Annotated in this window: 17 protein-coding genes and 1 other annotated feature; of the genes, 3 read left to right on the top strand and 14 right to left on the bottom strand. The window is 45.3% G+C overall.

Annotated elements, in window-relative coordinates; all coding sequences use genetic code 11:
* Positions 1-31 precede the first annotated feature (31 nt).
* The 7 genes from mreD to ASL11_RS04715 all read right to left on the bottom strand — a co-directional run bounded on the left by mreD (position 32) and on the right by ASL11_RS04715 (position 4,797).
* Positions 32-559 (bottom strand): rod shape-determining protein MreD, encoded by a 528-nt coding sequence (gene mreD, locus ASL11_RS04745; RefSeq protein ID WP_056610359.1) that lies wholly within the window; start codon positions 557-559, stop codon positions 32-34.
* 13 nt (positions 560-572) lie between these two features.
* Complete coding sequence (mreC, locus tag ASL11_RS04740; RefSeq protein ID WP_235550376.1) at positions 573-1,436, bottom strand: rod shape-determining protein MreC; 864 nt, start codon at positions 1,434-1,436, stop codon at positions 573-575.
* Between the two features lie 21 nt (positions 1,437-1,457).
* Complete coding sequence (locus ASL11_RS04735; protein ID WP_056610357.1) at positions 1,458-2,492, bottom strand: rod shape-determining protein; 1,035 nt, start codon at positions 2,490-2,492, stop codon at positions 1,458-1,460.
* A 36-nt stretch (positions 2,493-2,528) separates the two neighbouring features.
* Positions 2,529-3,218 (bottom strand): RadC family protein, encoded by a 690-nt coding sequence (gene radC / locus ASL11_RS04730; RefSeq protein WP_056610355.1) that lies wholly within the window; start codon positions 3,216-3,218, stop codon positions 2,529-2,531.
* Positions 3,219-3,328: 110 nt separating this feature from the next.
* The gene (locus ASL11_RS04725) at positions 3,329-3,778 is read right to left on the bottom strand and encodes an RrF2 family transcriptional regulator (RefSeq protein WP_056610353.1); all 450 of its coding nucleotides are present in this window, start codon (positions 3,776-3,778) and stop codon (positions 3,329-3,331) included.
* Between the two features lie 121 nt (positions 3,779-3,899).
* On the bottom strand, positions 3,900-4,502 hold the full coding sequence (locus tag ASL11_RS04720; protein WP_056610350.1) for a Maf family protein: 603 nt from the start codon (positions 4,500-4,502) through the stop codon (positions 3,900-3,902).
* A gap of 52 nt (positions 4,503-4,554) precedes the next feature.
* Positions 4,555-4,797: a DUF4321 domain-containing protein gene (locus ASL11_RS04715; RefSeq protein WP_056610348.1), complete on the bottom strand. Its 243-nt coding sequence runs from the start codon at positions 4,795-4,797 to the stop codon at positions 4,555-4,557.
* 164 nt (positions 4,798-4,961) lie between these two features.
* Between ASL11_RS04715 and ASL11_RS04710 the strand changes: the two genes are divergently transcribed.
* A complete protein-coding gene (locus ASL11_RS04710) occupies positions 4,962-6,197 on the top strand; it encodes an N-acetylmuramoyl-L-alanine amidase (RefSeq protein ID WP_056610347.1) in 1,236 nt (411 codons plus the stop codon).
* A 54-nt stretch (positions 6,198-6,251) separates the two neighbouring features.
* Here the strand turns inward: ASL11_RS04710 and ASL11_RS04705 are convergent, their stop codons facing one another.
* From ASL11_RS04705 to ASL11_RS04680, 6 genes are all read right to left on the bottom strand, one after another.
* The gene (locus ASL11_RS04705; protein WP_056610345.1) at positions 6,252-7,598 is read right to left on the bottom strand and encodes a hypothetical protein; all 1,347 of its coding nucleotides are present in this window, start codon (positions 7,596-7,598) and stop codon (positions 6,252-6,254) included.
* Positions 7,599-7,759: 161 nt separating this feature from the next.
* Complete coding sequence (murC, locus tag ASL11_RS04700; protein WP_442953021.1) at positions 7,760-9,100, bottom strand: UDP-N-acetylmuramate--L-alanine ligase; 1,341 nt, start codon at positions 9,098-9,100, stop codon at positions 7,760-7,762.
* A gap of 55 nt (positions 9,101-9,155) precedes the next feature.
* Complete coding sequence (locus ASL11_RS04695) at positions 9,156-10,529, bottom strand: bifunctional folylpolyglutamate synthase/dihydrofolate synthase (RefSeq protein ID WP_056610341.1); 1,374 nt, start codon at positions 10,527-10,529, stop codon at positions 9,156-9,158.
* 70 nt (positions 10,530-10,599) lie between these two features.
* Positions 10,600-13,260, bottom strand: coding sequence for a valine--tRNA ligase (locus ASL11_RS04690; RefSeq protein ID WP_056610338.1), 2,661 nt, complete (start codon positions 13,258-13,260; stop codon positions 10,600-10,602).
* A 55-nt stretch (positions 13,261-13,315) separates the two neighbouring features.
* Positions 13,316-13,575, bottom strand: a binding site (T-box leader).
* A 188-nt stretch (positions 13,576-13,763) separates the two neighbouring features.
* Positions 13,764-14,855, bottom strand: a complete 1,092-nt coding sequence (locus ASL11_RS04685; RefSeq protein ID WP_056610336.1) for a LysM peptidoglycan-binding domain-containing protein — start codon at positions 14,853-14,855, stop codon at positions 13,764-13,766.
* Positions 14,856-14,970: 115 nt separating this feature from the next.
* Complete coding sequence (locus ASL11_RS04680; RefSeq protein ID WP_200962411.1) at positions 14,971-15,858, bottom strand: RluA family pseudouridine synthase; 888 nt, start codon at positions 15,856-15,858, stop codon at positions 14,971-14,973.
* Positions 15,859-16,123: 265 nt separating this feature from the next.
* Here ASL11_RS04680 and ASL11_RS04675 point away from each other — a divergent pair, with 265 nt between their 5' ends.
* Positions 16,124-17,617, top strand: coding sequence for a phosphodiester glycosidase family protein (locus ASL11_RS04675; protein WP_056610334.1), 1,494 nt, complete (start codon positions 16,124-16,126; stop codon positions 17,615-17,617).
* Positions 17,618-18,154: 537 nt separating this feature from the next.
* On the opposite strand, the gene hemL is transcribed toward ASL11_RS04675, so the two are convergent.
* Complete coding sequence (gene hemL, locus ASL11_RS04670; protein WP_157256821.1) at positions 18,155-19,453, bottom strand: glutamate-1-semialdehyde 2,1-aminomutase; 1,299 nt, start codon at positions 19,451-19,453, stop codon at positions 18,155-18,157.
* Between the two features lie 81 nt (positions 19,454-19,534).
* Here hemL and ASL11_RS04665 point away from each other — a divergent pair, with 81 nt between their 5' ends.
* Positions 19,535-20,194 (top strand): Crp/Fnr family transcriptional regulator, encoded by a 660-nt coding sequence (locus tag ASL11_RS04665; RefSeq protein ID WP_056610330.1) that lies wholly within the window; start codon positions 19,535-19,537, stop codon positions 20,192-20,194.

The following is a 20,194-nucleotide window of genomic DNA, read 5'->3' as shown; positions in this document are numbered from 1 at the left end:
TTCTAAATTCTCCTGCTTATCGCCTGGAAAATTAATCTTCCTTCGCTGAAGCTGCAAGTCGTTTGCCTTCAAGCAGTTTGCGGATGGGAACGTAGCAAATCAAGGCCACAAGTAAATTGAATAGAACACTTGGGAGCATGTAATGGGTGAGAGCAAAATTCAAATCAATGGCAATCACTTTGAATAAGCGGTTGATCCCATAGTTGAGAAACTCAAATATTAATAATCCTAAGCTTGTAATAAGCAAGTTGTAAAAAATTAGATTGGGCTGCTTGCGCTGCGCAAGACCTGCCAAATAGCCTACGAGCCCCATGCTGAAAGAGTACACACCCAACATCGATCCATAATAAGTAAAATCATGTAATAATCCGAACAGAAGACCGTAAAGAAGAGCCGCATGACGATGATGAAAAAGTCCAATAAACATAATGAATACCAAAGGTAAGTGAGGTGTTACATAGACGATCGATTGCCAAGAGGCTGGCAGTAACCATACGACTAAACTGCCTTGAAGGATAAACAGACCGAACAAGATGAGCCATAACACATGTCTATTCATTTGTTGGCTCACCTCATTTCACTTCCGGAACTTCAACGACGAACACTTCACGGATTCGGTTAAAGGATGCTTTCGGCTTCACCATTACCTTATACGTAATGCCGAATTCCCCAGGTCCAATGGAAGAGATCGTCCCAACTTCAATCCCCTTTGGAAATACCTGCCCTAAGCCTGATGTAATAATCGTATCGCCGATTTTCATATCGTCAGCATGTTCAACCTTATTCATCACTAGCTCCCCAAGCTTGGGATCATAGGATTCAATCATCCCGAATGGCTGTGACTCATTCCCTTTGACTGTGACAGCAATGGCTTTGGAGTTGTTGTCGGTATCATTGGTCTCCGACAAGAGCTGCACGTTGGAGTGAAACCCAAATACTTTACTCACTCTTCCCACTAAGCCATCGACAGACATAACCGCCATATTTTCCTTAATCCCATCTTTATCACCCAAATTAATCGTTACGGTGCTGTTGTAGGGGTCGGGATCAATCGTGACGACCTCAGCGATTCTGTACGTATAATTGTTAGCTTCACGCTGACGTTCTGTGAAACCAAGTGATTCCATGAGTCGTTTGTTCTGCGATTCAAGTTCATTCAACCTTTGCGTATCTCGAGCGTATTGTGTGAGCGTCAGCTTCAACGTCTTGTTTTCTTCATATATGACACGCAGTTGTCTGATGTCTTCGAAGAAGCCCGCTACCTGCGCAGCGGGCTTGTACAAGAGTCCTTGCGTCCATGATATGGAGTCTTTGACGAATTTCTCAGGCCATGTCATCGGCCCTCGATTCCCAAGTGTTAGTCCCATTAAAATAAAGAAACAGACTAAACCGGACATAAGAAAAATAAGTCGTTTATTTCCCATGAATTTAAACAAATTAGCACCTTCTAACGAAAATTAACCCTTATACCTTGAACCAGATCCTGATTTGTTTTTGAATAAGTGAATATTCTCTAATGCACGTCCCGTTCCAATCGCAACGCAATCGAGCGGATTTTCGGCAACCATAACGGGCATACCCGTTTCTCTTGCCAGGAGTCGGTCCAAATTACGAAGCAATCCGCCTCCGCCAGTCAATACAATACCGCGATCCATAATATCCGCAGACAGCTCTGGTGGACATTTCTCAAGCGTGACCTTTACAGCCTCCACAATAGCACTTACCGTGTCAGACAACGATTCCGTAATTTCTACGGATGTTACACTAATTGTTTTAGGTAACCCGCTTACAAGATCACGACCACGAATTTCCATCGAATCGGCTTTATCTGTGTTAAGCGCTGAGCCAATTTCAATCTTCAGTGTTTCCGCGGTACGTTCCCCAATCATGAGGTTGTAGGTACGTTTAATATATTGAATAATGGCCTCATCCATTTCATCACCAGCGATACGAATCGATCGACTGGTTACAATACCGCCAAGTGAGATAACAGCAACTTCTGTCGTACCTCCGCCAATATCAACAACCATACTCCCTGTCGGCTCCCATACTGGAAGATCCGCTCCAATCGCAGCAGCGAAAGGCTCTTCGATCGTGTAAGCTTCTCTTGCTCCCGCTTGCTTCGTAGCATCTTCAACAGCACGCTTTTCTACAGCGGTAATCCCCGATGGCACACACACCATGACATTCGGATGACGCGGAAACAACCAACGTTGCTTCTGAGCTTGTCGAATAAAATATCGAATCATCGTTGCGGTCGTGTCGAAATCGGCAATAACGCCATCCTTCATCGGACGTACTGCACGGATATTCCCCGGTGTACGACCAATCATCTTTTTGGCTGATTCACCGACTGCTTCAATTGTTTTTGTATCTGTACGAAGGGCGACCACCGAAGGCTCCCTAACGATAATTCCTCTGCCTTTCACATAAACCAATGTATTCGCGGTACCCAAATCAATCCCTAGATCTTTCGTAAAACCACCAAACATACAAACGGCTCCTTTCCTGTAGCGTGTTCTATTATATTACATAAAGCCTTGTTCCTTCAAACTTATAAATCTCTGATCTCCAATGATAACATGATCCAACACTTCAATACCAATTATTGCTCCAGCTTCTACTAATCGACCTGTCAGACTAATATCTTCCGGACTTGGGGTAGGATCTCCACTGGGATGGTTATGTACACAAATGATCGAGGCACTGCTTCGTTTAATCGCTGCACGAAAAACTTCCCTAGGATGTACAATCGACGCGTTCAAGCTGCCCATAGATAAAGTCTCTTGCGCAATGACATGATTTTTAGTATTAAGGAACAAGCAAACAAAATGCTCTTTCTGTAAATAGCGAAGATCCTCGCTCATTAAATTGGCGATATCTTTGGGCGAACGAATCGTTATCCGCTCCTCATATGAGCTTTTGGCTAGCCTGCGTCCTAGCTCAATACCCGCAAGAATTTGAAGAGCCTTGGCATCACCAATCCCCTTGATCTGCGTTAATTGATCCTTGCTCATATCTACAAGACTGCGCAGCCCCCCGCTTTCACTTAGAATCCGGCTTGCCAAATAAATGGCTGATTCCGCTACCGTTCCTGTCCGTAATAATATAGCAAGCAGTTCGGCATGACTTAACGCGCCTGCCCCCAGTTGAAGCATTCGCTCCCGAGGTCTTTCTTCGATCGGAACTTCTCGCAGCATCAAGCTTGAGCTTTCCATGTTTTCCCCTCTTCCGTAATGTAGGATATGTTACTTATTGCTATCCCATGCATGCGGGTACAAGCCCTAAAAACAACATAAAACCCCCGGATTGTGAGATCCGAGGGCTTCTAGGATAGAGATTCTGTATTCGATTTCGGACATTCAAATGCCCTTATTTGTTCTAACATACTGCCAATTGTATGACCTTCAAAGTAATTTTCCATTTGCTTCTCAGCATCGTTGAAAACTTTACCCATCAATCTATCCATTTTGGATGATATCATACAAGGTTTGGACTCATCACCAGAGCACCAGCTCGGCTTCAAAGTACCTTGACATGTCAATCTGTAAATCTCCCCGAGTGTGACTTCCTCAGGCTTGCAACTCAGTATAAAACCGCCACCGATGCCTTCCTTCGTTGACACGTACCCTGCTTTTCGAAGAAAGCCCATAACTTTACGAATACGGGCAGAATGCGTTGATACATTAGCAGCAATTTCTTCACTAGTTGCCATATGATCAGGTAAGTGAGCTAACAGAACAAGGCTGTGGACGGCAATTGTAAATTCGCTGTTCATGGCAGGTACCTCCCAGAAGAATGCGAAGTCATGTCGCTTACTGTCATTGTAACCGTTACAGATTGCTCAGTCAATCTTATTACCCTATTTTGGACTAGAATGGATAGAGTTGGAAATGGCACTACAGAACTTGAATATCAAACGTCAACAGCAAGTCACTCAACAAGGAAAGTGGAAGTCCCACAACGGTGAAATAATCCCCCTCGATCCCGCTGATTATCGTTGCGCCAATACCTTGAATTGCGTAAGACCCGGCTTTATCTTTGGGTTCCCCAGTAGCAATATAGCGTAAAATTTGTTCATCCGTCATCGGTTTCATCCGTACATGCGTCACGCTATGCGAGACTACTTGTTGACCCGTTGCTGCATCCACACAAGCAACACCACTGTAAACCTGGTGCACATTCCCTTGCAGACCCTTGAGCATGCGGAAAGCATCTTGCTCGTCGACTGGTTTACCTAGAATCTCCTCGTTATACACAACAACTGTATCAGATCCAATGATAATCCCATGTTGCTCTTGAACCTCTAGCATTTCTCTGACTGTTGAAGCCTTACGTAAAGAAAGTAACTCAACGAGCTCAGATGGTGTTATTTTTTGTTCGACGGTCTCATCCGCGTCACTCACACGAATAATATAGGGTAGTCCGAAAGATTGGATTAGCTCCTGCCTCCGCGGCGACGATGAAGCAAGAATTAGTCTTTGATGTTCTTTGGTTTGCACGCTCAACAACTCCTAAAATAATAATCCCTCTGCTTTAACGTTCAAAAACTCACTAGAGTTTCCGATATAGGAGATAAGCTCCTACTAGTCCAATAATGCTGCATAGGTTTAGCTTCACCAAAAGGTGGAATTCGTATTTCACAACTTGTAAATCAGCTTTAGGTTCCCAAGAAATTTGAACTGATTTGGTTAAAAATGCGAGAGCAGGAACGGGCGCCAGCAGCTGGCCGATAATAATCCCAGTAATTAACCCGACGATTAAAAAAATGATCAGTGTAAATGTGCTTTTTTTCATTCCTGTCATCCTCTCCAAGTATGTACAAGCACTATTATACGGGGAATCCCCTCTTTTTTCCATGCAAAATAAGCGGCCGGCAGTTGAATAAACCGATGGTGATTCTTACCTGCTTACAGCCTAGATCAATCCTAGTAAAATAGTCACCGGAGGTAATTTCAACTATGACTCTACTTAAACGACTTATTCTGTTCACTTTATTCCTTACAATTGCATTCCCTTACCAGGCATTCGCTTACAAGGTTGTACTCGATCCCGGGCATGGGGGAAGTGACCCTGGCGCAATTGGTGTTGGTGGACTCCGTGAAACAGATGTCAATCTGGACATCACGTTAAAGGTTCGACAAGCCCTTCTTGAACGCGGTTACGAGGTCGTCTTGACACGCACCAACGACACTTTCTTATCACTAGCTGAAAGGGTTGCCTTCACGAATGAACAGCAGGCTGACTTATTCGTATCCATTCATGCTAACGCACATTCGAGCAGTAAAGCTAATGGAACCATGGTACTCTACTATGATAATGCATACCCACAAGAAGATTACCCAGCAAGCAGTGCGATGACGCAATTAACGCCTTATAGTAAAGATTTGGCACAGCGTGTGCAGGACGCATTACTCTCGCAATCCGGGACCAAAGACTTAGGGCTGACACCAAGCGCTGTCTACGTGGCCCGAATGGGAACCATTCCGAGTATTCTAGTAGAAACAGCTTTTCTCACGAATGCTAGTGATGCTGCCTTGCTTGCTAGTAGCGCTATGCGATCAAAGATGGCCATCGGCATCGCCAATGGGATTAGTAGCTATGAACCACCTCTTTTTACTGACATGCTTGTACATTGGTCCAGATCATCTGTACTTCGCATGAAGTATAAAGGTATTGTCGAAGGTGTCGGCAACAATTATGAACCAGACCGTGCGCTTACGAGAGCAGAGTTCCTTACACTGATGGATCGCGTATTTACCTTCAGCAAGCTGCCGGCTGTCTGCAGCACGACCGGAAGTGTGACTTCCAGTGTGTATGGCTGCGGGACTGGAGACTCGAAAAGCTATTCGGACTTATCTGCTTCCCATTGGGCAAGCGGCGTTTTTGCCAAAGCGGCCAAATTAAACTTACTACAAGGGTATGCCGATGGGACGATTCGACCTAACCAGGCGATTACGCGCGGGGAAGTTGCTTATTTATTCAATCAGCTTCTACAAATGACATCACCAACTGCACAACCCACGTATACAGCCGCATTCGATGATGTACCGAAGTCCATGTGGAGCGCTTCTGCCATCCTAATTTTGAAAGATAAAGGCATCATTAATGGCATATCGGACACTTCCTTTAAGCCTGATCAAACGATGACAAGGGCTGAGATTGCCGCCCTGCTCGATCGTTACCTCACGAAATAACAAGAAAGCCGTGTATCCCGGACTCCGTAGAGTTCAGGGTACACGGCTTTCTCCTTATGCTACGCTAATCGTCTTAAGAAGATTTTTCTGAGCAATAATGTACTGCATCAAGGCTGACTGCGCTTGCCACATCAAGGCCTGAGATGGTGTTTTCTTGTATTCTTCCATCGATTGAACGGCACTATTGATCGCACTTGTCATTTTCGTCAGCAACGGCTTAACATCATCCCCCGCCCCGTTAGACAGTCCCGTACCGAGCGCGATTAGTGCCTGATGCGAAGTACGAATCGACTGTAAAGAGACATCCGTAAGTGCTGTCGGCTTCGTCTCAGCCAAATGAACAAGTGTCAATCCACTCATTGTGGTCACAAGCTTGTCGCCCTCAGCAATATAATTGGGCAGGGACTCGGCCTTTGAGCCAGACCAACGAATGCCCGTTACCGCTGGGAAATCCACATTTTTCATAAAAACCTCAATCGTTTTATCCGTAGCCTCCACACCTTGTCTCAAGGCAATGGCATCGTCTCTCGTCTTTGCAAAGCCGACAAACACAGTAAGCTTATCGGAATTATCCATCGCGGAAGCAAGACCCTTTTTATTGAGTGAATCCTGAACTGCCTGAGCGCCTTGAAGCGAACTGAACACTCCATTTTGCAAAAATGTATATGATTTAGCGGGAATTTGCACAGCAGTAACAGCTGCTGTTGTAGCTGGGAGAGCTACATCCCCTGTGCCCGTTTGTGTTTTGGTCGTGGAAGCAGCGGATTGTGTATTAGGTGATGGCACCGTAATTTTGGTAGGATTCGATGTCACTATACTCGTGCTCGTATCTCGATCTGAAGAGAACATGGAAAGCACGAAGAAACCGAATGCGATTCCCGTTACCACTGCCCCCGCTACAGATGTTGCTATGCGAATCCACGGCGCACCGGTCGACTTCGCATACCGAGTTCCAGTCCCCGGATCCCGGTAAGGCTCTTTGGAAGTCCAATTGGACCATTCCTCTCGATTGTCCGCAGGTGCAGGCTCAGGCTCCCGCTCTTGTCGAATAACCGTTGTTGGAATTGGAGAATTCTGCAGTTCACGAGATATTTGGGTTTCTCGAATGATGCGTTCTACACGCTCACCTTCTGATTCAATCTGGCTATGCCAGCTCCCAAAATCAGTAGTGAACGTATTCAACGCATGCGGTTCAAATAATGACTCTACTTGCTCTCTTTCTGCTTGATCATATGGGGTTACCTCTTTGGGGCTGCGATCTATCTTCGGTTCTATAACTTTATACTCTTCTTGATAGAGCGGAATGACGTTCTCTTCTTGTTCATGCACCCTGGCTGCTCTGCGTGTGGACTCTGCCCCTGCCTTAGGGTCGAAGCGATATGTGATTCTACCTTTGTTCATTCTCTTCCCTCACTCCTCATCATATATATCCCGAAACGGGTAAAATGCCGTATTATCTTGTCCCAATCTTCTGTTACTAGAGTATGAGAGAGAGAACCATATTATGATTTATTCAAGAAAAAAAGACCGCCTCCAGCCCTTCGGCTCAAGCGATCTTCTCTCTAGGTATGTGATTCGTATTTCTTACGCAGCGATTTAGCCAATCCATCCGCTGCCTTCCAGATGTCTCCTGCGCCCATTGTGAGAACGAGGTCACCAGGTTGAACATGGTCTACCAAATACGTTAGTACTTCTTCGCGTGTGGCAATGTGCTGAACATTCGGGTTGCTGTTGCTGCGTATCAACTCAACTAGCTTAACAGAGTCAACACCTTCAATCCGTTGTTCTCCTGCCGGTGAATAAATATCTGTAATGATCACTTCATCTGCTTCTAAGAAGGAGCGGCTAAACTGCTCGAACAAATAGTAGGTTCGCGTATAGCGTTGCGGCTGGAACACAGCGATGATCCGCTTTCTTGTTGCTTTCGCAGCAGAAATCGTTGCTTGAATTTCTGTCGGGTGATGCGCGTAATCATCAATGACCAAGATGTTCTCAACTTCTCCGAGTACTTGGAATCTACGCTTTGCGCCACGAAACTCCTGAATTGCTTCCGCAATGTTCTCGAAAGATAGTCCTGCTTCCAAGCAAGTAATCAGTGTCGCAAGTGCATTGTATACGTTATGTTTACCAGGCACTGACAGGCTGACTTGGCCAAGTGTTGAACCATTAAACTCAACCGTAAAGGTTACCTTGCGATCACCTAGTGAGATATCACGTGCAATATAATCCGCTTTCGTCTCAATCCCGTACGTAATCACTTGACTTTGAATTTCCGGAATCATTTCACGTAGGAATTCATCATCCTGACATACAATCGCTTTTCCGCCAGGTCTAACTTGGCTCAAGAATTGTTTGTATGCTTTCTTCAAGTTTTCGAAATCGCCATTGTAATTCTCCAAATGGTCGGCTTCGATATTGTTCACTAACGCAAGAGTTGGGTGATATTGCAAGAAGGTGCCATCGCTTTCATCGGCCTCCGCAACAACATACTCTCCTTTGCCAGCTTTGGCATTACTGCCAACATTCATAATTTCTCCACCGATAATATACGTTGGATCTGTGCCGCAAATCTCCATGACCAAAGCAATCATGGAGGACGTTGTTGTCTTCCCGTGGGCGCCTGCTACGGCAATCCCTTTGCGTTCATTCATCAGCCTTCCCAACATTTGTGAGCGATGAATAATCGGAATGTTCATTTGTTCTGCCGCTTGCATTTCCACATTATCTTTGGCTAATGCTGTCGAGTATACAACCAAATCGGCTCCCGATACGTTCGTTGCCTCATGGCCGATAAAGACTCTAGCACCTTTAGCTTTCAGTTTATCTGTAAGCTCTTGTTGTGCAAGATCTGACCCCGAAATGCGGTATCCCATTTCGAGCATGACTTTGGCAATGGCACTCATGCCGTATCCGCCGATTCCTATAAAATGTACGTGTTCTGCTTGACTCACGCCGTTCTCACCATCCTTTTTCAGAATCGGTTTGATAGGTTATCCAAGAACGAACATCAGAGATTAAATACAGCGTGCCGGATACGACCGCCAGATCATCCTGCTCAGTTCTATTTGTTAATAAGGTTAGAGCTTGCTTCCAATCGCGTTCTACAACAACATCTATCTCGAGATTCATCTCTCGAAGCAGACCATTTGCAATTTCAGCGAGAAGGTAAGCATCCCCTTTTTTATGAAAATTTGCCTCTGTAATAATGAGCGTATCCACCAATGGTAGTATATGCCTTAAGTAGCCTGTATGATTCTTCGTAGCTAGCATTCCAATCATCATGTGAAGCTTCTTGTAGCTATACACATTCTGAAGTGCTGCAGCTAGTGTCGCAGCCCCCTCAGGGTTATGAGCCCCATCTATAAGGATGCGCGGCTCCTGTGAAACCATTTCCAATCTACCTGGCCATTTGGTTCCCACAAGCCCCTTCTGCAAATCTGAGTCCTCCACGATGGTGGCGTAATATTGACGAAGAACCTCAAGTGTCATGACTGCTACGGCAGCATTCTTCAATTGATGTTCACCATTCAATGTAATCGACAGATTCGGAATAGGTCGAAATGGTCCGTTAAACTGAAAACTTTGATGATCTAGCTCACTGTTCACTTCGGTCAAGTTAAATTGATCGCCAAGTGAATAAAGTGTCGCTTTCTTTGCCTTCGCCGTTTGTTCGATAACACTCCAAATCGCCGCAGGCTCCACAGCTGTAATGACGGGTACTCCTGCCTTAATAATCCCCGCTTTTTCAGCTGCTACAAGCTCTAGGGTATCCCCCAGAATATCCATGTGATCATGACCGACATTCGTAATCACGGTAACAATTGGATTCACGATATTCGTGCTATCCAGCCTTCCCCCGAGTCCCGTTTCCCATACGACATAATCAGGATAAGCCACTTTACCAAAGTATAGTATCGCCAATGCCGTTGATATTTCAAACATGGTTGGCGGGCCTACCTCTGTGACTGCAATCTCATCTACAATTGGCTTCATCTCATTCACTAAACGAAGCAGTACATCATCCTCAATATCGACGCCATTGACTTGTATACGGTTCGTATACCTCACCAAGTAAGGCGACGTAAACGTGCCCACATCATAACCGCATGCTTGAAGCACGGAAGCAAGGTAAGCGCATGTTGAGCCCTTTCCATTCGTTCCGGCCACATGAATGAACTTCAGCCTGCGTTCGGGGTTACCCAACTTCTCCATGAGTAGATGCATACGTTGGAGGCCCGGCTTCATGCCGAGCTTCTCCATCCGTCCAACGATCCAATCAATGGCTTCCTGTGCGGATTGGAATTCACCCGCAGTGTTCTTGATTTCATTCATTGTTCTCATCCTCTTTTACTATATGAATCGCCAAGTAGACGAACCTAGGCAATCGTATAATTTACGTTCCTTATGCCTTTAACTCCGCTAATCGAGCGATAACTTTATCCCGTTTGTCTGCATAATCAGCAAGCTTGGCTTTCTCTTCTTCGATGACTTTGGCTGGCGCCTTAGCTACAAAACCTTCATTACCCAGTTTCTTCTCGATGCGCTCAACTTCACCATGTAAGGATTGCAGCTCTTTGTCCAAGCGTGCAAGCTCTTGCGTGATATCGATCAAGCCCGCTAATGGCAAGTAAAGCTCTGCCCCCGTGATAATCGACGTCATTGCTTTGTCAGGTGCTGTCATTGTAAGGTCAATTTCAAGAAGAGACGTGTTACAGAAACGTTTCAGATATTCTTCATTTTTGCTGAGAATGTCCTGTGTCTCTGCACTAGCTGGTTTGATCAAGAGCTCAACTTTCTTACTCATCGGCACATTCACTTCAGCACGGATATTACGAACGGAACGAATCGCTTCCATCAAAAGCTCCATCTCCCGAATCGCATCCGGCGCTTCGAAAGCGACATTCTCAGTCGGCCAAGCCGCGAGTGTAATCGTGTCCCCAACATGCGGCAAATGCTGCCAAATTTCCTCAGAAATGAATGGCATGAACGGATGAATCAAACGTTGCGTTTGATCTAATACATAAGCTAGTACTGATTGTGTCTGCTTTTTCGCCGCTGCATCCGTTCCATATAAGCTCAGTTTACTGAACTCAATGTACCAGTCACAGAGATCATCCCAGATGAAGTTATAAAGTAGACGGCCAGTTTCGCCGAACTCATAACTATCAATTAGACGAGTCACATCACGAACGGTTTCATTCAAACGATGCAATATCCACCGATCCGCTGTCCCTAATGAGCCTGTCAAATTTATATCTGCTGCGTTTACGCCTTCCAAATTCATCAGAGCAAATCGGGATGCGTTCCAAATCTTATTGGCAAAATTACGAGCTTGCTCAACCCGCTCCCAACGGAAGCGCAAATCTTGACCCGGCGTGCTGCTCGTAGAAATCATATAGCGCATCGCATCCGCGCCGTATTTCTCGATCACTTCCAACGGATCAACGCCGTTTCCGAGCGATTTGGACATTTTACGTCCTTCGGAATCACGAACAAGACCATGCATGAGCACATCTTTAAATGGAAGTTGATCCGTAAATTCGAGTCCTTGGAAAATCATCCGAGCGACCCAGAAGTAAATGATATCGTAACCAGTAACGAGGACACTCGTCGGATAGAAACGCTTCATATCCTCAGAATCATTCGGCCACCCTAAAGTGGAGAAAGGCCATAGCGCCGAGCTGAACCATGTATCCAGTACATCGTTATCTTGGTTAAGATTCGCACTTTGACAATGGGAGCAAGCAGTAGCATCCTCACGAGCTACAGTGATTTGACCGCAATCCGCACAGTGCCAAGCAGGAATTCGGTGACCCCACCATAGTTGACGGGAAATACACCAGTCACGCACATTTTCAATCCAGTTCAAATACGTTTTCTCGAAGCGATCGGGTACAAAATTAACACCCTTGCCTGATTTTTGTGCTTCAATCGCTTGATCAGCGAGCGGCTGCATTTTCACGAACCATTGGGTAGACAAGTAAGGCTCAATTACGGCACCACTGCGCTCACTATGTCCAACTTGATGAACGTGCTCTTCGATTTTGATTAGAACACCTTGCTCTTTCAAATCAGCAACGATTTGCTTTCGGCACTCGAAACGGTCTTGCCCCTGATATGGGCCGGCATTCGCGTTCATCGTTCCCGTTTCGTCCATAACTAGAATTTGCGGCAGATTGTGACGCTTTCCTACTTCGAAATCGTTCGGATCATGCGCAGGCGTAATTTTTACCGCGCCGCTTCCGAATTCTTTTTCAACATAATCGTCTGCAATAATCGGAATTTCACGGTTAACAATCGGTAGCAGCAAAGACTTCCCTATGAGATGCTTATAGCGCTCATCCTTCGGATGAACAGCTACTGCTGTGTCCCCCAGCATCGTCTCAGGACGCGTTGTAGCGACAACGATCGAACCTGATCCGTCTGTTGTTTCATATTTCAAATGGTACAGCGCACCTTGAACTTCTTTGTATTCTACTTCAATATCCGAAAGTGCTGTGCGTGCCGCTGGATCCCAGTTAATAATATAGTTGCCGCGATAAATGAGACCCTTTTCAAACAAGCTTACGAAAACTTCACGAACCGCTTGCGAAAGCCCTTCATCCAATGTGAAACGTTCACGTGAATAATCAAGCGAGAAGCCCATTTTGGCCCATTGCTCACGAATCGTATCCGCGTATAATTCCTTCCACTCCCAGACCTTCTCCAAGAATTTCTCACGCCCAAGATCATAACGTGTTTGTCCTTGTTCGCGCAGCTTCTGCTCTACACGTGTTTGTGTAGCAATACCAGCATGGTCAGAACCAGGCAGCCAAAGCGTGTCAAAGCCCTGCATCCGCTTCGTACGAATAAGAATATCTTGCAGTGTAAAATCTAATGCATGCCCGATGTGCAGCATCCCTGTTACGTTCGGTGGTGGTATTACAATTGTATAGGTTTCCGCATCAGGACGGTTACCTGCCTTGAAAAATTCATTCTTAATCCAGTAGTCGTACCATTTACGCTCCGCTTCTTTCGGGTCGTACGTGGTAGGCATTTCCGTTTGTAATTTCGTTTCGGTCATAAAAGTACCTCCATATCTGGTTAGTTGTTATAAACACAAAAAAACCTTTCGCCCCAAAAAGGACGAAAGGTATAGCTTCCGTGGTACCACCTTCATTTCATGCGACTTGCCCCAATAGCAAATAACATGACACTTAAACAGATAACGGCTGCGACCGGAAAATGCTAATGCAGGCGAGATATGAATCTCGGCGATTGCACTCACATTTACTGCTCCAGGGCGACTTCGATCGGATGTATCCTGAGGAACCTCTCAGCGCTGCAGTTCCACTCTCTGAAGGGCGTTCCGACTACTACTCCCTATCTTTGCAATTCCATATGTTGGTTTGAAAATGAGTTACACTATATGATATCGAATTATCGACACATAGTCAATAATTTCGAACGCCTATTATAAGGATTATTTTCTAGTATTGGATGAAACGGTGGAATTTATACGAGGTCAAACATAAAGAGCCCCCAGCCGCTATCAGCAGCCAGAAGCTCTTGCCTATGTATCATTATTTATTTGGGTAAATAAATAACTTGCCCCACAACAATATCCTGATCGCCTAGACGATTCATCAATTGAAGCTCACGCGTTGTCAGCTGATAGCGCTTCGCGATGGATTCTAAGGTGTCATCCTTCTGAACGATACATAGTTTGAGCTTCCTGAACTCTTGTGACTCCGATCTGCTCTGAAGGAATAATCGCCGCCACTCTACTGCATCTATCCGCGATTCCGCCTCAAGAGCCGCTTGCGCCTCAGCTTCCGCAAGCCGCTTGTCGGAAAGATACGTGCCTGCCTTAGATAATAGCGATTTGATGCCATACGGGTTAACCTCCACAGCGTCCGTTGCCTTCTTGCCAAAGGCAACTTTTAGTTCCTTTTTTTCCTCCGTAACGACGGTACTATCAGCATGCGGGGTCACTTTTAGCTCGATTTGTTCAAATTCCACACCTACCGTGTCGTCCCCCGAAAAGGATTCAGGCTGAGCCGCAACGACGGTTGGTTCTGGTGCAGCTGCAATCAACGTTGGTGTTGGCGTAGGTAAAGGTGTAGGAAGAACAGGTGCTGGTGGTGGTTGAATCACTTGTTGAACTTGTTGAACTGGTTGAACCTGTGGTTCTTGAACAAACGGTTCTGGTGTAGGTTCTGATGCGTAAGGCATGACGGGCTCGGAGCGCGGGTACTCAATTTGATGGACAAAAGTAACCTCTTCTTCCTCTCGCCAGCTTTCTTGCGGCACAGAAACCATTTCTACACCTTGCAAGGAAAGTACACCAGTTACATTTAGACTTCGTGCCGATAAAAGGTCGATATCAAAATTCTCGATCTCCACCTGAATATCTTCTACACGATGAATGCGATTCAAGGGCAGCGTAATTTCAACAGGAATTAAATGCTCAAGCGTGCGAGGGCTGCCGCCTTCTTCACTAAAGTAGTTACCTGTAAGTAGTAGATTCCCCTTTAAAATCGCTTGATCATCCAGCGTTATTACTTGAATATGCGGAAGCAATTCTACCTCATTCAATTCTTGTATAGCTGCCAAATTCTCCTGCAAATGCACACGTTCATAAATATCAAAGCGTAACCCTGGTTGTTGTTCAGACACCGAATGAATCCTCCCTTCCGTTAATTCGAAACAAAAACAGCTCCGAATTGTTGGGTGATATACTTGATTGTCTCTAAAAGTATATGGGTGGATGCGGCCAGGCATGACTACATTTTTAATTCATTGACATTTGATCCAACAACATCTTGAAATCTAGTGGATACGGTGCTTGTACAACGACCTCATTTTGCGTGATCGGATGCTTAAATAGAAGTCGTTCTCCATGCAGGGCTTGTCGTTGAAACATACGTGAAGAACCTCCATATAAAGTATCACCTACGAGTGGATGCCCTAAATGGCTGAGATGGACTCGAATTTGATGTGTTCTGCCCGTCTCTAGCTCCACTTCCACGAGTGCCCCTGCTTTCATTTGTTGAACGACACGGAAATGTGTAACTGCTTGATCCCCATTGGGAGTCACTCTTCGCTTCCCTGGCTGATGGCGATCCTTGCCGATTGGTTCATCAATCCATCCTTCTTTTTCTTTGAAAATTCCATGAGCTAGCGCAATATAGCGTCTATCGATTTGTTTTTCTCGCATGGCCTCATCTAATAGGACATGCGCCCATTCATTTTTGGCATAAAGTACAACGCCCGTCGTATCTTGATCTAGACGATGTATATGCCTAACGCCGCATGCTTGTCCTGTCGCTTCATAATAGTGAGCTACCGCATTGGCAAGTGTCCCTCCCTGACCAGCTTCAGATGGATGGACAGACTTACCAGCTGGTTTATTCACGACTAGAGTGAACTCATCTTCAAATAAAACGTCTAATGGGTAAGATTCAGGTTTAAACGCCGCCTTTTCCTGAGGAAAAACCTTAAGCAGAATCGTATTATTGTCTATGCGAATAAGTCCCTGGGAAGCTAATCGCAGGAAAAATTTGCGAGGCACCGGCAAATAAGCCGCTAATTCTTCAACAGCGCCCGGTTTAAGCGGTTTCCATTGCTCATTCGGAAGCGGTAACTCCAACCATTCTCCATTGCGCGACCAAGTCATCATGATTTTAAGCCTTTACGAAATGATAGAAAGATTGCTAGCAGAATGAGTAGAAATACAAAAACAATCGCCATAAGGTCGATTGGGAAATCAAAAAAGTAATAACGTTTCATAATTAGAACGAGCTCCTTAAGAAAGAGGGATTAAGTACACTTTATTTTAACAATTACCATTACCATTTGCATGCAAAAATATGATACTATTATTCTTGTATTGTTTTTTTTCGACATTTTCTATCATTTTATTAATAGAGCAGGAGAGGTTTACCTTGGGTAGTTCAATTGCAAATCATTTTCGGAATTATAGTTGGCTGAAGCGGACTTTACTCGTTATAGCAGTATGTACATTTTTAAGTTCTAGCTTTCTATTTCTAACCCCGCCAGGGACATTCATTCGTGAATATTTGGCCAAAACCGTCATAACAACGCAGCACCGCGACTGGGCCTGGATCTTTGTAGGTGCACAGCGTCGAGATCAAATGGTTCTCGAAATGCAGAATTTAACGGAAGTTAACTCGATCGAGAAACAAGATATTGAGGCTGTTCAGTTTAATACAAACCGCCCCATTGAGAGTCTCGTCAAAGTAGAAGATATTTCAGGCACCCTGTGGAAGGGTAAACGAATGTATGTATATGATCCACGATCAATCCGTGTTGTTGTTCCTTCCAAACAAGGTGAGGGTGAACGAATTACAGCCATGGTTCAACGCACAGGTGCTGTTGCCGGTGTCAATGGCGGTGGCTTCAATGATCCTGACGGCCTTGGAAACGGATTTGCCCCAATCGGTGCTATTATGTCCGGTGGAGAAATTCTTTATACCGACCAAGAGGGAAGCAACCCGCAACAAATTGTTGGGTTCACGAACGAAGGAACACTCATTATCGGAAAATATACGATTAACGAATTACTGAAGCTTGGCGTCTCTGAAGCAGTTTCCTTCTATCCACGAGTTATCGCTAACGGTAAACCGCTTATTACAAGCGGTGATGGCGGCTGGGGACGTGCACCGCGTACAGCAGTTGGACAAAAAGCTGACGGTACGGTTATCTTTATCGTCATTGATGGCCGTCAAACATCAAGTGTTGGTGCTACACTGAAAGAAGTTCAGGATCTTTTCTTAGAAGACGATGTCATCAACGCTGGATTCCTTGATGGCGGAGCATCTTCTGAAATGGTTTATAATAATGCACTCATTACAAAACCATCTAGCCGTTATGGCGAGCGTCGCTTACCTTCAGCCTTCTTAGTATTCGATCATCCTGAGAAAGTCGAAGTGAAGAACATTTGGGCTGGCTTGACGACGATTGATGCAGGCGGTGCTTCAACTCACCCTGAATTCTTGAAAGAACAAGCAGAACTGAAGGCGCAAGGTAAATTACCAACGCCTACGCCGAAAGCAACGCCTACACCATCTCCAAAACCGGAAAACACAGCAGAATCAGTCAAAGCTGGCGGGTCATCTTCACCTTCAACTACCGACTCGACGAAGCCGAACTCGACGGATAAGCCGTCAACTGGAACACCGACGAATACAACTAGCCCAACACCAACAAATACAGGTAACCCTACACCGACTCCAACGCCTACACCAACACCAAGTAGTGGGAATAATACAGGTGGAAATAACACGGGTACTACGAAGCCAACGACGACGACAACAACGTCGCCTACGCCGAGCCCCACACCGAAGCCTGCAACGAATGGAACAGAGACTTCACCTAACACATCTACATCTACTTCTTCAACAGTTAAACCGAATTAGAACGTTCTATCCTAGTTAAAAAACCAGTTAGCATCTTATTTTTTCGGATGTTAGTTGGTTTTTTTGCGGGTACATCTAGTTGCCACACGAATTGTTATGGCTAACATATCGTTCAAAGCTTGGGGAAGGAGGAGCATAGCACTAGCACCTCCAAGAAGCGATAAACATCGTCTGAGCAGCGTTTCAGTGTTCGCATCCCTTTTCTGCGTCCCATGTACGCTCCTATTTCCGCGACCCTCATCCCTGCATCCATACCGGGCGCACAATTGTGCTAACTGGAAAATATACAGCTAATTACGATATATTTCCTCGAAAACTCGATATAACTGTAGAATATGTAATTAAAAATGCCTCTTTTGTTCCGATTGGGTAAAATGGATAAAATTAACTGGAAGGAATCCATCTATTCTGCGTTTGAGCGGATAATCCCAAAATTTAACTGTATAATATCCATCTATTTGCCTGGAGCACATGACCTCTAATAAAAGGGCAGCCCTCACGTAGAACATTCTACGGAGGGCTGCCCCTTTCTTAATTTTATAATCGTTTCAAGGCTTCGCGATGAGCCTCAATCGTCGTTTCAATATCCGCATCGGAATGCACCGTAGACACAAACATACCCTCAAACTGCGAAGGTGCAACGGAAACACCTAAATCCAATAGGTTACCGAAATAGGCATTAAATCGGCCAAGGTCGGATGTTTTGGCTGTGTCGTAGTTGGTGACTGCTATCTCCGTGAAAAACGGACAAACCATGGAGCCTACACGATTGATCGTGCTGGCAATACCGAATTCAGCAGCATTCGCAGCAAAGCCTGCTTCTAGTCTAGCTGACTTGCGTTCCAGTTCCTCATAAACATTCGGCTCGCCTAGTAAGGACAACGTTGCGAAACCAGCTGCCATGGCAAGTGGGTTACCCGATAACGTACCTGCTTGGTAAATCGGACCCGCAGGAGCAATCTGCTCCATGATGTCTAAACGGCCGCCATAAGCACCTACAGGAAGCCCGCCGCCGATAACTTTACCTAGACATGTTAAATCAGGTGTTACGCCGTATAAACCTTGTGCACAGTTCTTATGCACGCGGAAACCGGTCATAACCTCATCAAAAATCAACAAGGAGCCATACTGCTTAGTAATGTCACGCAGACCTTGCAAGAAGCCATCTGCTGGAGGAACAACCCCCATATTCCCTGCAATGGGTTCAACGATAAGCGCGGCAATTTCTTCTCCAAACTTTTCAAAAACAAGCTTCACGGAATCCAAATCATTATAAGGCACAGTAATGGTGTTAGACGCCACGCTGCTTGGTACACCAGGACTATCTGGTAATCCAAGTGTAGCAACCCCAGACCCAGCCTTAATCAACAAAGCATCCGCGTGCCCATGATAGCTTCCTTCGAATTTCACGATCTTGTCGCGCTTCGTGAATCCACGAGCTAGGCGCAACGCACTCATGGTAGCTTCTGTCCCCGAATTGACCATGCGAACCATATCAATGGACGGTACGCGTTCAATAACAAGCTTTGCCATCTCAGTTTCGAGCAACGTCGGTGCTCCGAAGCTTGTCCCCTTAATTGCTGTAGCGTGGATCGCTTCCAAAACCTTTGGATGAGCATGACCTACGATGAGTGGTCCCCATGAACCCACATAATCAATAAACGTATTCCCATCAATATCCGTTACTCGCGAGCCAGATCCACTCTCCATGAATAACGGTGTTAAACCCACCGATTTAAAAGCACGAACTGGACTGTTGACTCCTCCAGGAATCAACTTTCTTGATTCTTGGAAAGCAGCCGCTGACAGTTTGTCGATTCTGCTCGAATTTACCATTATTTAGCCCCCGATGACGTGATCTTGTGATAAAATAAGGTCATATCCTACCATTAACTACCTATAAAGGCGGTACAACCTATGCTAGAGCATATCAAGAAAGTTCCTTTATTTGCCCAACTTAGCGAGCATCAATTGAACGCCCTTATTGAGATTTGTACAAGACGTACTTATAAAGCAGGCACGATCCTTTTTCAAGAAAAAGAAATCGGTTCTGTCTTCTATATGGTACTTAGCGGTTCCGTTAAAATTTATACAACAAGCCAAGCAGGTGAGGAAAAAATACTGTCGATCTGCAAAACCAGTGAAAGCTTCGGCGAGCTGTCTCTCATTGATGGCAAACCACGTTCTGCCTCAGCTCAAACCTTAGAAGAATGCACACTCCTAACAATAACCGGCCAAAGCTTCCTTGAACTACTTCGTAATCATTTTGACATTAGCCTAGGTATCATGCAAGAACTTAGTAATCGTCTACGCGATACGAATCAACAAGTCTATGATTTAACCTTCGTAGATGCAAGAACACGCGTCATTAAGAGTTTGATCAAAATGGCGAACTCGCACGGTCTGCGTAAAGGCACCACTATCGTCATTAAGCTTGTACTTAACTTTGATGAAATCTCCCAGCTAGCTGGGGTTCAAAAATCAACGCTCATGCAAGTCATACGTGATCTCGAAGAGAAGAAAATCTTGACCATCTCAGCCAGTGAATTCACTTTAGAGTTGACCAAGCTCCGATAA

Source organism: Paenibacillus sp. Soil750, assembly GCF_001428045.1.
Classification (GTDB): domain Bacteria; phylum Bacillota; class Bacilli; order Paenibacillales; family NBRC-103111; genus Paenibacillus_E; species Paenibacillus_E allorhizoplanae.
Note: the sequence above shows the minus strand (reverse complement) of the source record. Positions and strands in the feature narration are given on the sequence as shown.

Bases quoted from the DNA above. Each gene is read 5' to 3' on its own strand.
- ASL11_RS04695 (WP_056610341.1), bottom strand. From the start codon at position 10,529: ATGAATGAAATCAAGAACACTGCGGGTGAATTCCAATCCGCACAGGAA.
- ASL11_RS04715 (WP_056610348.1), bottom strand. From the start codon at position 4,797: ATGAAAAAAAGCACATTTACACTGATCATTTTTTTAATCGTCGGGTTA.
- hemL (WP_157256821.1), bottom strand. From the start codon at position 19,453: ATGGTAAATTCGAGCAGAATCGACAAACTGTCAGCGGCTGCTTTCCAA.
- ASL11_RS04710 (WP_056610347.1), top strand. From the start codon at position 4,962: ATGACTCTACTTAAACGACTTATTCTGTTCACTTTATTCCTTACAATT.
- ASL11_RS04690 (WP_056610338.1), bottom strand. From the start codon at position 13,260: ATGACCGAAACGAAATTACAAACGGAAATGCCTACCACGTACGACCCG.
- radC (WP_056610355.1), bottom strand. From the start codon at position 3,218: ATGGAAAGCTCAAGCTTGATGCTGCGAGAAGTTCCGATCGAAGAAAGA.
- mreD (WP_056610359.1), bottom strand. From the start codon at position 559: ATGAATAGACATGTGTTATGGCTCATCTTGTTCGGTCTGTTTATCCTT.
- ASL11_RS04665 (WP_056610330.1), top strand. From the start codon at position 19,535: ATGCTAGAGCATATCAAGAAAGTTCCTTTATTTGCCCAACTTAGCGAG.
- murC (WP_442953021.1), bottom strand. From the start codon at position 9,100: ATGAGTGCCATTGCCAAAGTCATGCTCGAAATGGGATACCGCATTTCG.
- ASL11_RS04735 (WP_056610357.1), bottom strand. From the start codon at position 2,492: ATGTTTGGTGGTTTTACGAAAGATCTAGGGATTGATTTGGGTACCGCG.
- ASL11_RS04725 (WP_056610353.1), bottom strand. From the start codon at position 3,778: ATGAACAGCGAATTTACAATTGCCGTCCACAGCCTTGTTCTGTTAGCT.
- ASL11_RS04680 (WP_200962411.1), bottom strand. From the start codon at position 15,858: ATGATGACTTGGTCGCGCAATGGAGAATGGTTGGAGTTACCGCTTCCG.
- ASL11_RS04705 (WP_056610345.1), bottom strand. From the start codon at position 7,598: ATGAACAAAGGTAGAATCACATATCGCTTCGACCCTAAGGCAGGGGCA.